General features: G+C 69.0%; 10 protein-coding genes. 5 read left to right on the top strand and 5 right to left on the bottom strand.

Features of this window, described 5'->3' with window-relative positions; translation table 11 throughout:
• Positions 1–51: 51 nt before the first annotated feature.
• The gene (locus tag Q0Z44_RS01390; RefSeq protein WP_298009104.1) at positions 52–1146 is read right to left on the bottom strand and encodes a phosphotransferase; all 1095 of its coding nucleotides are present in this window, start codon (positions 1144–1146) and stop codon (positions 52–54) included.
• Between the two features lie 130 nt (positions 1147–1276).
• Between Q0Z44_RS01390 and Q0Z44_RS01385 the strand changes: the two genes are divergently transcribed.
• From Q0Z44_RS01385 to rsmA, 3 genes are read left to right on the top strand one after another with little or no spacing between them, the layout of a single operon-like run.
• Entirely contained in the window at positions 1277–3787 is a 2511-nt protein-coding gene (locus Q0Z44_RS01385) for an LPS-assembly protein LptD (protein ID WP_298009102.1), read from the top strand.
• A 13-nt stretch (positions 3788–3800) separates the two neighbouring features.
• Complete coding sequence (locus Q0Z44_RS01380; protein WP_298009099.1) at positions 3801–5186, top strand: peptidylprolyl isomerase; 1386 nt, start codon at positions 3801–3803, stop codon at positions 5184–5186.
• Entirely contained in the window at positions 5176–6012 is an 837-nt protein-coding gene (gene rsmA, locus Q0Z44_RS01375; RefSeq protein WP_298009288.1) for a 16S rRNA (adenine(1518)-N(6)/adenine(1519)-N(6))-dimethyltransferase RsmA, read from the top strand. The genes Q0Z44_RS01380 and rsmA overlap by 11 nt, the downstream gene beginning before the upstream one ends.
• Before the next feature lie 19 nt (positions 6013–6031).
• On the opposite strand, the gene Q0Z44_RS01370 is transcribed toward rsmA, so the two are convergent.
• Positions 6032–6475 carry a PEP-CTERM sorting domain-containing protein gene (locus Q0Z44_RS01370; RefSeq protein WP_298009096.1) on the bottom strand — a complete coding sequence of 148 codons (444 nt, stop codon included), beginning with the start codon at positions 6473–6475 and terminating at the stop codon, positions 6032–6034.
• Positions 6476–6695: 220 nt separating this feature from the next.
• Between Q0Z44_RS01370 and Q0Z44_RS01365 the strand changes: the two genes are divergently transcribed.
• Positions 6696–7934 (top strand): multifunctional CCA addition/repair protein, encoded by a 1239-nt coding sequence (locus Q0Z44_RS01365; RefSeq protein WP_298009092.1) that lies wholly within the window; start codon positions 6696–6698, stop codon positions 7932–7934.
• Positions 7935–8044: 110 nt separating this feature from the next.
• Entirely contained in the window at positions 8045–9598 is a 1554-nt protein-coding gene (locus Q0Z44_RS01360) for a methyl-accepting chemotaxis protein (RefSeq protein WP_298009089.1), read from the top strand.
• Positions 9599–9696: 98 nt separating this feature from the next.
• Here Q0Z44_RS01360 and ftsZ read toward each other — a convergent pair whose 3' ends face one another.
• The 3 genes from ftsZ to Q0Z44_RS01345 are packed head-to-tail and all read right to left on the bottom strand — an operon-like array spanning position 9697 to position 13105.
• Entirely contained in the window at positions 9697–10929 is a 1233-nt protein-coding gene (gene ftsZ / locus Q0Z44_RS01355; protein ID WP_298009086.1) for a cell division protein FtsZ, read from the bottom strand.
• Positions 10930–10989: 60 nt separating this feature from the next.
• Positions 10990–12219 carry a cell division protein FtsA gene (ftsA, locus tag Q0Z44_RS01350; protein ID WP_109037644.1) on the bottom strand — a complete coding sequence of 410 codons (1230 nt, stop codon included), beginning with the start codon at positions 12217–12219 and terminating at the stop codon, positions 10990–10992.
• A gap of 28 nt (positions 12220–12247) precedes the next feature.
• Positions 12248–13105 carry a cell division protein FtsQ/DivIB gene (locus tag Q0Z44_RS01345; RefSeq protein ID WP_298009079.1) on the bottom strand — a complete coding sequence of 286 codons (858 nt, stop codon included), beginning with the start codon at positions 13103–13105 and terminating at the stop codon, positions 12248–12250.
• Positions 13106–13133 lie beyond the last annotated feature (28 nt).

Here is a 13133-nt window from a genome sequence, read left to right as displayed (position 1 = left end):
TTTTGCGCAAATTTGCGATGGCTCCCCCTCCGCCGATCAGGGGAGCCGCGGTCAGAAGGTGTAGCCCACCTGCGTCTGGGCGCCGCCGTGGGCCGCTTCGGCCTGCTCCAGCAGGAGCCGCAACGCGCCCAGACCACTGTAGCGCGCAGCCGCACGGTGGGCGTAAGTCCACACGCGGGGGATGTCGTCCAGGTACTGCCGCTTGCCGTCGCGGAGAGCCAGGCGCGCAAAAATGCCCAGCACCTTCAGGTGGCGCTGCAGGCCCATCCATTCGAAATCACGCCAGAAGTCGCCGAAATCGGCCGGCACCGGCAGCCCGGCCTTGCGGGCGGCTTCCCAGTAGCGCACGGCGTAGTCGATCTGCACGTCCTCGTCCCACATCACGTAGGCGTCGCGCAGCAGGCTGACCAGGTCGTAGGTGATGGGGCCGTGCACGGCGTCCTGGAAATCGATCACGCCCGGGCGCGCCGACGCGTCGGCCGGATCGGCCATCAGGTTGCGGCTGTGGTAGTCGCGGTGCACCAGCACACGGGCCTGGCCGCCCACCTGCGCCTTGATGGTGGTGAAGATGCGGTCGAGGTGGCCGCGCTGGGTGTCGTCCAGCGTGATGCCGCGCAGCTGCCCCAGATACCACTCGGGGAAGAGGTCCATCTCGCGCTGCAGCAGCGCGTCGTCGTAGGAGGGCAGCACCCCGGCGGCGGGCACGGCCTGCAGGCGCACCAGTTCTTCGGTGGCGGCGCGGTAGCGTGCGCGGTTGCCTGCGTCCCACGGCTGGTCGGTGACCAGGGTGGACAGCAGGGTGTGGCGGCCCAGGTCGCCGAGCAGCATGAAGCCGCGGGCCTCGTCCCACTCAAGGATGGCCGGCACGTTCACAAAGCCCCCGGCCAGCAGGCGGTCGACGGCAACGAAGGGCCGGCAGTCTTCCTTGTCGGGCGGCGCGTCCATGATGACAAGTGAGCCGACGCCGGCGGCCACGCGGAAATAGCGGCGGAAGCTCGCATCGGCACTGGCCGGCTGCACGGAGGCGGCGTCCAGGCCGTGGCGTGGCCCCACGTCGGCCAGCCAGGCGGCAAACGCCTGCGCGCGGGCGGGATCGGCCCAGGTGAGGGAGGGCACGGGAGCGGCGGCAGCGGTCGATTCGGACATGGGGGCGACAGACTGGGGAAGAGGCCCCGCAAGACGGCGGGGTGACATGAAATAATGGCTGATTTTAGGCAAGGCCGGATCGCAGCCGCGACACGCCCACGCCGCAGCAGCCCTGCGACCTGATTCCACCGTGTCCCGCAACCACCGCACCCCCGCCCTTCCTCCCTGCTCGCCGATCGCCCTGGCCGTGGCCCTGCTCGGCCTGACCGCGATGGCCAGTCCGGCCCACGCCCAGGCTTCTGCCGCCGCGCCAAGCACGGCTGTGCCAGCATCGGCCGCCGCCACAGGCGCCTCGCGGCTCAGCTTCTCGCTGCCCGCCCCTGCCGGGCCGCACAACGGCAAGCTCCCCCTGTTCTTCGAGGCCGACACGCTCGAGGGCGAAGCCGACCGCCGCACCCGCGCCACCGGCTCGGTGCGCCTGCGCCAGGGTGAGCTCACCGTGCGAGCCGACGAGCTGGTCCACACCCAGCCCGACAACACCGCCCGCGCGGCAGGGCACGTGCGGATCACCCGCAACGGCAATGTCTTCAGCGGCCCCGAGCTGACGCTGCAGCTCGACACCCTGGAAGGCGAGTTCATCCAGCCGCAGTACTGGTTCGCACGCACGCAGGCCGGCGGACAGGCCACGCTGATCGAGTTCCTTGGCGAGAATCGCCTGCGCGCCCACCACACCAGCTACAGCAGCTGCACGCCCGAAAACACCGCCGACGGCACGCCCGGCGAGCCCGACTGGTCGCTGCGCACCTCGCGGGTCGACATGGATTTCGACGCCAACGAGGGCCGGGCCGAAAATGCAGTGATCCGCTTCAAGGGCGTGCCCATCCTCGCCGCACCGGTGCTGACCTTCCCGCTGACCGAGGCGCGCAAGTCGGGCTGGCTGCCGCCCAGCATCGACTACGACACCCGCAACGGCCTGGGCATTGCGGAACCCTACTACTGGAACATCGCGCCCAACATGGACGCGACGCTGACCCCCACCTTCTCCAGCCGGCGCGGCATGGGTCTGGGCGGCGAGTTCCGCTACCTGTCGCAGTACGAGCGGGCCTCGCTGAATGCCTTCGGCCTGCCCGGCGACCGCGTGACGGATCGCGACCGCGGCATGGTGAACCTGCGCATGCTTGGCAGCCGGGCCTCGGCCGATGGCCTGGCGCTCACCAGCTACGACTTGCGCTGGCGGCGCGTCTCGGACGACGATTACTGGAAGGACTTCTCGCGCTACCTGCCCACGATCACGCCGCGCCTGTACGACAGCCACGCGGCGGTCGAACGCCAGCTCAATGCCCGAGACTGGGGCCTGGGCAACAGCCAGACCGCGCTGTTCGCCAGCACACAGCGCTGGCAGGTGCTGCGCGACACCTCGCTGACGGCCGACCCGCTGCTCAGCGCGATCGAATCCCCGTACAACCGCAACCGTGCCGGCGTCCGCAGCCGCTCGGTGGCCGAGAGCGGCCTCACCTGGCGCGTCAAGGGCCAGGTCGACCAGTTCTCGCACCCGGACGAAACCCGCCAGTCGGGCACGCGGAGCAACCTGACCGGCGCGGTCGAGCAGACCTTCTCGCTGGGCGGCCTGCGCCTGACCCCCCGCCTGAGCCTGGACAACACCCGCTATCAGCTGGACCAGACCCTGAGTTCGGGCAGCCGCAGCGTCTCCCGCACGCTGCCCACGTTCAGCGTCGAGGCCGGCTTCACGATGGAGCGGCCGGTGACGATGTTCAACCGCGCGCTCACGCAGACGCTCGAGCCCCGCATCCAGTACGTGCGCACGCCGTACAAGGACCAGAGCATGCTGCCGCTGTTCGACACGGCGCCGCGTGACTTCAACCAGTACGCCATCTACAGCGAGAACGCCTACACCGGCGTCGACCGCATCTCGGACGCCAACCAGGTGACGGTGGGCCTCACCTCGCGCCTGTTCGACCAGGCCACCGGCGCCGAAGCGCTGCGCCTGGGCGTGATCCAGAAGGTGTTGCTGGCCGACCAGAAGATCAACCCGACAGGCGACGGCCCCATCACCGACCGGCTGTCCGACCTGCTGCTGCTGGCGTCCACGTCGGTGATCCCGAACTGGTACCTCGACAACGTGCTGCAGCTCAACGCGCAGTCGCACGAAGCCGAGCGCGCCACCATCGGCATGCGCTACTCGCCCGGCGGCTATCGCACGCTGAGCGCCATCTACCGCTACGCCCGCGAGCGCACCAACCAGGTGGACGTCGGCTGGCAGTGGCCCATTGCCGGCCGCAAGCCCTCGGTCAACCAGATGCGCGCCCAGGCCTCGTCGCCCGACCAGATCAGCCTGAACGGCCAGCCGGCGGTGAGCAGCTCGGCCTGCGGCGACGGCGGCACCTGGTACAGCGTCGGCCGATTCAACTACAACATGCGCGACGGCCGCATGGCGAACAGCCTGCTGGGCGTCGAATACGACGCCGGCTGCTGGATCACCCGCGTGGTGGCCGAGCGCACCACGGTCGGCACCACCTCGAGCCGCCGCATCATGTTCCAGCTGGAACTGGTCGGTCTGTCGCGCATCGGCTCGAACCCGTTGAGCACGCTGAGGGACAATATCCCCGGCTACCGTCTGCTGCGTCAGGACGACAGCGTCCTGTCGGCCCCCGCCTCCCAGCCCTTCCCTTCCGATGACTGACCACCGCCCCTCGATGTCTCATACGACCGCCCTGCGCGCGGTGGCCCGCGGCGTCTGCCTCAGCCTGCTGGTGAGCGCGCTGTCTCCCGCCCTGGCTCAGTTCCGGCGCGATGCCCCGGCCGTTTCGCCGCGCATTCCGGCCAACGCCGGTCTGAGCACCGAACTCAGTCTGGCCGGCAAGCCGACCACCTCTGACTACATCATTGCCGTTGTCAACAACGAGCTGGTGACCTACACCGATGTGGACAAGCGGGTGGCGCGCCTGCAGGCCACCGTGCAGCGCGGCCAGCAACTGCCGCCGGCCGACGAGCTGCGCCGGCAGGTGCTGGACGCGCTCATCGACGAGAAGGCCCAGCTGGCCCATGCCAAGACGCTGGGCATCGACGTGGGCGACGCCGAGATCGACGCCACGATCGAGAGCATCGCGATGCAGAACCAGATGACGCGGGCCGAGCTCAAGCGCCGCATGGAAGCCGATGGCCTGGACTTCCAGCGCTACCGCACCAGCCTGCGCGAGCAGATCCTGCTGCAGCGGGTGCGCGAGCGTGAAGTGGGCGCGCGCATTCGCATCAGCGACGACGAGGTCACGGCCTTCCTGCAGAGCGAGCCGGCCAGCCAGGCCGAGGCCGCGCTGAACCTGGCCCACATCCTGATCGCCGTGCCCGAGGGCGCGAGCCCCGAGCAGCTGCGCACGCTGCAAGCCAAGGCGCAGGGCCTGCGCGACCGGGCTGCCCAGGGCGCCAACTTCAGCGAGCTGGCCAAGACCCAGTCCGACGACCGCGGCACGCGCGAGCAGGGCGGCAGCTTCGGGCTGCGCGAGGCGAGCCGGCTGCCCGAGCTGTTCGTGCAGGCCGCGCAGAACCTGCAGGTCGGCCAGGTGGCGCCGCTCGTGCGCTCCAACGCCGGCTTCCACGTGATCAAGCTGGTGGCCCGCGAAAACACCGCTCAAGCCACCTACACCGAACAGCGCGCCCGCCACATCCTGCTGCGCAGCAGCCCGCAGCAACCGGCGGGGGATCTGGTCAAGCGCCTGGCCGACATCCGCCGGCAGATCACGAGCGGCCAGGGCAGCTTCCCGCAGATGGCCCGCCAGTATTCCGAGGACGGCAGCGCCGCGCGCGGGGGCGACCTCGGCTGGGCCCCGCCCGGCATGTTCGTGCCCGAGTTCGAGCGCGCACTCAATGCCCTGCAACCGGGGCAGATCTCCGAGCCGGTGGTCAGCCGCTTTGGTGTGCACCTGATTCAGCTGATCGAACGCCGCGAGGTGCAGCTGACGGACGCACAGAAACGCGAAGCCGCCCGCAACGTGCTGCGCGAGCGCAAGTTCGAGTCCACCTACGAGGAATGGGCGCGCGAGATCCGCGCGGCCGCCTGGATCGAGATGCGTGATGCGCCCTGATCGTCCTGGAAACCGCCGCCCCCAGGGCGGCGCCCCCAAACGCGCGGTCGCCGGCGGTGGCGGCCATGTGGCCCGCAAGCGCTTCGGTCAGCACTTCCTGAGCGACAGCGGCGTCATCGACGAGATCGTGCGGGCGATCGACCCACGTCCCGGTCAGGCTCTGGTCGAGATCGGCCCGGGTCTGGCGGCGCTGACCAACCCCGTGGTGGAGCGCAGCGGTCAGCTCACGGTGATCGAACTGGACCGCGACCTGGCGGCCCGGCTGCGCAAGCGCCCGGAGCTGTCGGTCGTCGAGTCCGACGTGCTGAAGGTGGATTTCGCGGCGCTGCAGGCCCAGATCGGCCGCAAGCTGCGCGTGATCGGCAACCTGCCGTACAACATCTCCAGCCCGATCCTGTTCCACCTGCTGCCTGTGGCCGACGTGGTGGAGGACCAGCACTTCATGCTGCAGAAGGAAGTGGTCGACCGCATGGTGGCCTCACCCGGAAGCAAGGACTACGGGCGCCTGAGCGTGATGCTGCAATGGCGCTACGACATGGAGAACGTCGTCGACGTGCCGCCGGAAGCTTTCGACCCGCCACCGCGGGTGGACTCGGCCGTGGTGCGCATGACGCCGTTTGCCACACCGCCGAACGTGGATGCCGGCGTGCTGGAGGAACTCGTGGCGGTGGCGTTTTCGCAGCGTCGCAAGCTGCTGCGCCACACGCTGGGCGCATGGATTGCACAGCGGGGGCTGGACAGCGACTTCGACCTTCAGCGCCGTGCCGAGGAGGTGCCGGTGGCCGACTACCTCTCCCTGGCACAACAGGCCGCGGCCGCGCGCTGACCTCCCCGCCGACCGCCTTTCAGCGGTCCTGGCGGCGGCGACGGGCCACCGCGCCGGCCACACCGACCAGACCGGTCATGGCCAGAGCCAGCGACTCGGGCTCGGGCACCGGCGTGACCTTGTAGGTGCCACTGAACTGGCCGCCGAAGCTTGCGCCCTTGACCCAGATGGTGTGTTCGCCAGGCAGCACCGGCAGGGCGAACGAGTAGTAATCGTTCGGGGACGCCGGCAATTCGTCGACCAGGGTGACGCCGTCCACCACCACCGAGAAGATGTCGTAGCCGACACCGTCGATGAGATAGGACGACAGGTTGCCGTACAGCGTGCCGGCATAGTCGACCTCGAAGATCGTCTTGACGCTCTTCGACGTACCGGACAGCGTGCCGTAGACCGGCTCTGCATGGGCCACACCGGCCACACAGAGTGCGGCTGCGGTGGCAAGGGCGAACAGGGAACGCTTCATGACAAGACCTCCTGAGGTGTTAGGGCCCTTCCCACCACGCATGCGCCATGCCAGCCGATTCGGGCGCTTTCTGGCGCTTTTGGCGCCCGAGTCGCGGGGACACTGCACTGAAATCGACAATCCACGCCCTCTTCTGTGCGGAAACGCACAAATCGGTGTGCATGCCGGGGCATGGCCCCCGCGCCCTCCCTCTTTCCGTGCATTTCACTAAACTGACCGGATGAGAACCTACCTCGTCGGCGGCGCCGTGCGCGACCGCCTGCTCGGGCGACCCGGCGGTGACCGCGACTGGGTGGTCGTCGGCGCGACCCCGCAGCAGATGACCGACCTCGGCTTCCGGCCGGTCGGCAAGGACTTCCCCGTCTTCCTGCACCCAGAAACCGGCGAAGAACACGCCCTGGCCCGCACCGAACGCAAGAGCGGCCGGGGCTACCACGGCTTCACCGTGTACGCGGCCCCCGAGGTGACGCTGGAGGAGGATCTGGTGCGCCGTGACCTGACGGTCAACGCCATGGCACAGGACGAGGACGGCACGGTCATCGACCCCCACGGCGGCCAGCGCGACCTCGCCGACCGGGTGCTGCGCCACGTCTCGCCTGCCTTTGCCGAAGACCCGGTGCGCATCCTGCGCCTGGCCCGCTTCGCCGCCCGCTTTGCCGACTTCACCGTGGCCGATGAAACGGTGACGCTCATGCGGCGCATGGTGGACGACGGCGAGGTCGACCACCTGGTGGCCGAGCGGGTCTGGCAGGAACTGGCCCGCGGCCTGATGGAGGCTCGCCCCTCACGGATGTTCACCGTGCTGCGCGACTGCGGCGCGCTGGCGCGCCTGCTGCCCGAACTCGACCGGCTGTGGGGCGTGCCCCAGCGGGCCGACTACCACCCCGAGGTCGACACCGGTGTGCACGTGATGATGGTGCTCGACATGGCCGCCCGCCTCGGCGCCAGCCTGCCGGTGCGTTACGCCTGCCTCGGCCACGACCTGGGCAAGGGCACCACGCCCGCCGAGATCCTGCCGCGCCACCTTGGCCACGAGGGGCGCAGCGTGCGCCTGCTGCGCGACGTCAGCGAGCGGCTGCGCGTGCCCAACGACTGCCGAGAGCTGGCCGATGTGGTGGCCCGCGAGCACGGCAATGTCCACCGCAGCGCCGAGTTCGGCCCCGAGGCCGTGCTACGCCTGCTGGAGCGCTGCGACGGCCTGCGCAAGCCCGCCCGCTTCCGTGAGCTCTTGCTCGCCTGCGAGTGCGATGCACGCGGCCGCCTGGGCCTCGACGACTGTCCCTATCCGCAGGGCGCGCGGCTCGCCCGGGCGCTCGACACGGTGCTCGCGGTGGACACCGCATCGGTGTCGGCCGAGGCCCTTGCGCGCGGCCTGAAGGGGCCGGCGATCGGGGACGCGATCACCCAGGCCCGCCTGACCGCCCTCACGTCGGCCACCCCGCCGCTTGAGCGCACGTGACGGAATACCGCCCCTTCCGCCCGATAAATCCCGGACATTAAACCCAGATCAAGTCCTGCTCGGACAAGCCGATATCGCCAGACCACCACGTCACCAAGGAGCGTGAAGCGATGTTGAGCAAAATGAAACTGGGGGCGCGACTGGGGCTTGCCTTCGGCACGACGGCCGTGCTGCTGCTCCTGACCGGCGCCTTTGGTCTGTTCCAGATGTCGCGCCTGCACAGCGACACCCGCGAACTGGCCGTCAACTGGCTGCCCAGCGTGCAGGCGCTCGCCACGCTGCGCAATGAGTTCAACGAGGCCCGCCGCGCGAGCCTGCGGCACGTGCTCGAGTCCACGGAAGCAGGCAAGGCCAGGCAGGCCGCCGTGCTGGCCCGGATCGTCGACAAGGAGATCCCGGAAACCCTGGCGGAGTACGACAAGCTCATCTCCTCGGACGAAGAGCGCGCGCTGATGGCGCAGATCAAGACCGAGATGGCGGCCTACCGCCAGCTCAACGACCGCCTCATCGGCTTGTCGAACCAGGGGGACGCGGCCTTTGCTGACACCCGCGCGCTGGCCGTGGGCGAATCGGCCGAAGCGTTTGGCCGGATGCTCGAACTGGTCGCCAAGGACGTCGAGCTGAACAAGCGGGGCGCCGAGAGTTCCTGGGTCACGGCACAGCGCACGTACCAGCTCGCGCTCAGCCTGGTGGTGGCCGGCATTGCCCTGCTCGCCGTCGTCTGCGGCGTGCTGGCCTGGCGCATCACCCGTTCGATCACCGAGCCGCTTTCCCAGGCGGTGGCGCTGAGCAAGGCCGTCGCGCAGGGCGACCTGACGCAGCGCGCCCAGGTGCAGGGCGAAGACGAAGTGGCAGACCTTGTGCGCTCGATGAACGAGATGACGGCCAACCTGTCACGCCTCGTGGCCGACGTGCGCCAGGGCACCGACGCCATTGCCACCGCTTCCACGCAGATCGCGCAAGGCAACTCCGACCTCTCGGCGCGGACCGAGCAACAGGCGGCCAGCCTTCAGCAGACGGCGGCCTCGATGCACCAGATGACGGACACCGTGCGGGCCAACTCCGACAACGCCAACCAGGCGAACCAGCTGGTGGCACAGGCCACCGCCGTGGCCGCGCGCGGTGGTGAGGACGTGGCCCAGGTGGTGTCCACAATGGCCGCCATCCAGGCGTCGAGCCGGCGCATCGCCGACATCATTTCGGTCATCGACGGCATCGCGTTCCAGACCAACATCCTGGCGCTCAATGCCGCCGTGGAAGCAGCACGGGCCGGAGAACAGGGGCGCGGCTTTGCGGTCGTGGCCAGCGAAGTGCGCTCGCTGGCGCAGCGCTCGGCCAACGCGGCCCGGGAAATCAAGGGCCTGATCACGGACAGCGTCGAGAAGGTCGACGTCGGCAACGACCAGGTCAACAGCGCGGGCCGCACGATCGAGGAGGTGGTGCTGCAGGTGCGCAAGGTCAACGACCTGATCGCCGAGATCACGTCATCGAGCGCGGAGCAGAGCACCGGCGTGGGACAGATCAACCAGGCGGTGGGGCAGCTCGACCAGACGACTCAGCAGAACGCGGCGCTGGTGGAAGAGACATCGGCTGCAGCAGAAAGCCTGCGCAACCAGGCGAGCGCACTGTCACGCGCGGTGTCGGTGTTCCGCGTGCAGAGCTGACGCCAGAAGAAGAAATCGGAAGAACGCCAAAAACCCCCCGCGCCCTCACGGGCCCGGGGGGATCAACTTCTTGGCAACGGTACGATCAGTCGGGCAACTCAGTCGGCCTGCTTGCGCAGGAAGGCCGGGATCTCGATCTCGTCCATGCCGTTGCTGGCCAGCGCGTCGACCTTGGCAGCCGCCTGCGTGCGACCCGAACGCCACACGCTCGGGGTGTTGAGGCCGCTGAAGTCATGGCCGCCGGCGCCACCCAGGCCATGGCCCTGGGCGTGGCCGACCGGGTGGTTCAGCACGGGGATGTTGTCGGTGCCGGTGCGGGCGAAGGCCTGCGTGGTGGCGGCGCTGTGGACCACGGTCATCGGCGCCTGGGCACGCTTGCCCGAGCTCAGGCCGGTGGCGATCACGGTGACGCGCAGTTGGTCGCCCAGGCTTTCATCGTAGGCCGTGCCGTAGATCACGTGGGCGTCGTCGGCCGCATAGCGGCGGATCGTGTTCATCGCGTTGCGCGACTCGGCCAGCTTGAAGCTCGACTTCGACGCGGCGATCAGCACCAGCACGCCACGGGCACCCGACAGGTCGATGCCTTCCAGCAGCGGGCAGGCCACGGCAGCTTCGGCGGCCTTGGTGGCGCGGTCCGGGCCGCCGGCGGTGGCCGTGCCCATCATGGCCTTGCCCGGCTCGCTCATCACGGTCTTGACGTCCTCGAAGTCGACGTTCACCAGACCCGGGATGTGGATGATGTCCGAGATGCCGCCCACGGCGTTCTTCAGCACGTCGTTGGCCTTGGCAAAGGCCTCTTCCTGGGTGATGTCGTCACCCAGCACTTCCAGCAGCTTTTCGTTGAGCACGACGATCAGCGAATCGACGTTGGCTTCCAGTTCGGCCAGGCCGGCGTCGGCCTGCTTGGTGCGGCGGTTGCCTTCGAACTCGAACGGCTTGGTCACGACACCCACGGTCAGGATGCCCATTTCCTTGGCCACACGGGCGATCACCGGCGCTGCGCCCGTGCCCGTGCCGCCGCCCATGCCGGCGGTGATGAAGACCATGTGCGCGCCGTCCAGCGCATTGCGGATCTGGTCCACGGCCTCTTCGGCAGCGGCCTTGCCGGCTTCCGGCTTGGCGCCGGCGCCCAGACCCGACGAGCCCAGCTGCAGCTGCATCTCGGCGCTCGAGCGACCCAGCGCCTGCGAATCGGTGTTGGCGCAGATGAACTGCACGCCCTGCACACCCTGGCTGATCATGTGTTCCACGGCGTTGCCGCCGCCGCCGCCCACCCCGATCACCTTGATCTGGGTGCCGGCATCAAAGTTGTCGATCATCTCGATTGCCATGTCGTACCTCTCTTTTGTTCAAGCAGTTGCCAATGAAATGGAGTTGCCCTCGGTGGGGCGTCAGAAGTTGCCTACAAACCAGTCGCGGACACGGCCGAACAGGGTCTGAACCGACCCGGCCTGCTGCGCCGCTTTCATCCCGCGCGTGCGCGCGAGTCTTGCCTCTTCGAGCAAGCCCATGACGGTGGCCGAGCGCGGGCTGGCCACCATGTCGTGCAGTGCACCCGCGTACAGGGGCAGGCCCTTGCGCACGGGTTTCAGGAAGATGTCCTCGGCGAGTTCGACCATGCCGGGCATGACGGCCGAGCCGCCCGTCAGCACGATGCCGGAGGACAGCAGCTCCTCGTAACCGGACTCGCGGATCACCTGGTGAACCAGCGAGAAGATTTCTTCGACGCGCGGCTCGATCACGCCGGCCAGCGCCTGGCGCGAGAGCATGCGCGGGGCGCGGTCGCCCAGGCCGGGCACCTCGACCTGGTCGTTCGGATCGGCCAGCAGCTGCTTGGCCACGCCGTACTCGACCTTGATGTCCTCGGCGTCCTTGGTGGGCGTGCGCAGCGCCATCGCGATGTCGCTGGTGATCAGGTCACCGGCAATGGGGATGACGGCGGTGTGGCGCACGGCCCCATCGGTGAAGATGGACACGTCGGTGGTGCCCGCGCCGATGTCGACCAGGGCCACGCCCAGCGACTTCTCGTCGTCGGTCAGCACCGCCGAGCTCGATGCGCTCGGGTTGAGCACCAGCTGCTCGGCTTCCAGGCCACAGCGGCGCACGCACTTGACGATGTTCTCGGCCGCGCTCTGCGCGCCGGTCACGATGTGGACCTTGACCTCCAGGCGGCCACCGCTCATGCCGATCGGCTCCCTCACCTCGTGGCCGTCGATGATGAATTCCTGCGGCTCGACCAGCAGCAGACGCTGGTCGTTCGGGATGTTGATGGCCTTGGCGGTCTCGACCACACGCTGCACGTCGATCGGGGCAACTTCCTTGTCGCGCACGATGACCATGCCCGTGCTGTTCTGGCCGCGGATGTGGCTGCCGGTGATGCCGGTCCACACGCGGCTGATCTTGCAGTCGGCCATCAGCTCGGCCTCTTTCAGCGCCTGCTGGATGGACTGCACGGTCGCGTCGATGTTGACGACCACGCCGCGCTTGAGGCCATGGCTCGGGGCCACGCCGAGACCCGCGAGGCGCAGGTCACCACCGGGCAGGACCTCGGCCACGACCGCCATCACCTTGGCGGTGCCGATGTCCAGTCCGACGACCAGATCCTTGTATTCCTTGGGCATGGTGTGTGTGAAGGGCTCAGGTGGTTGATCAGGGTGGGGTGGGCGCCGACGGCTTGCGCACGGGCGGCGGCTTGGGCTTGCTCGCGGCATCGGCCCAGGTGCTGGTGCCGCGCAGCTTGACCGCGTAGCCCTGCGGGTAACGCAGGTCCGCCTGCTCGAGCGGCGCAGGGTACTGGCGCTGCAGCGCCGGCAGGGTCTGCACGAAGCGGGTGGCCCGGGCCAGCACCTCGTCGTCGGTGCCACGGCCCAGCTCGATGCGGGCTTCGTTGTCGAGCTGCACGCTCCACGAGCCACGGGCCGTCAGGCGCAGCGTCTGCACCTCGCCCAGCGGCTGCAGGAGCGGCTTGAGCGCACGCAGCATCGCGAGCATCCGCGCCGACTCCTCGCCGGTGCTGTGGGCGGGGCCTCGCAGTACCGGCAGGCGCTCGTCTTCGACGTCGCCGAGGTTGGCGTCGAACACCTCGCCCAGCGTGTTGACGAGCTGGTCCTCCTGGTCCTCCCGGAACCAGTAGGCGGCGGGGCGGTGCTCTTCCAGCGTCACGCGCAGTTCGTTGGGCCACACGCGGCGCACCACGGCCTTGCGCACCCAGGGCACCGACTCGAACACCTCGCGGCTCTTCTGCAGGTCAAGATCGAAAAAACTGCCTTGCAGACGGTGCACGGCGTTGGCCCGCACGGTGGCCAGGCTGTTGCGCTGCAGGTCGCCGCCCACTTCGATGCGGTCGATCTGGAAGTAAGGCAGGCGCGACAGGCGCAGCAGGCCGGCCGCCAGCAAGAGCCCCACCAGCCCGATCGCGAGCGCGACCACGGCCGTGTTCATCCAGCGGACGTCCATCGGCGTCTCATCCTGGATGGGGGCAGCGTGCAGGGCTGCGGCAGCGAGCATGGTGGTGTCCTGTGCGCCTTTCTTCGCG

Source organism: uncultured Aquabacterium sp. (assembly GCF_947366995.1).
Lineage (GTDB): Bacteria > Pseudomonadota > Gammaproteobacteria > Burkholderiales > Burkholderiaceae_C > Aquabacterium.
Note: the sequence above shows the minus strand (reverse complement) of the source record. Positions and strands in the feature narration are given on the sequence as shown.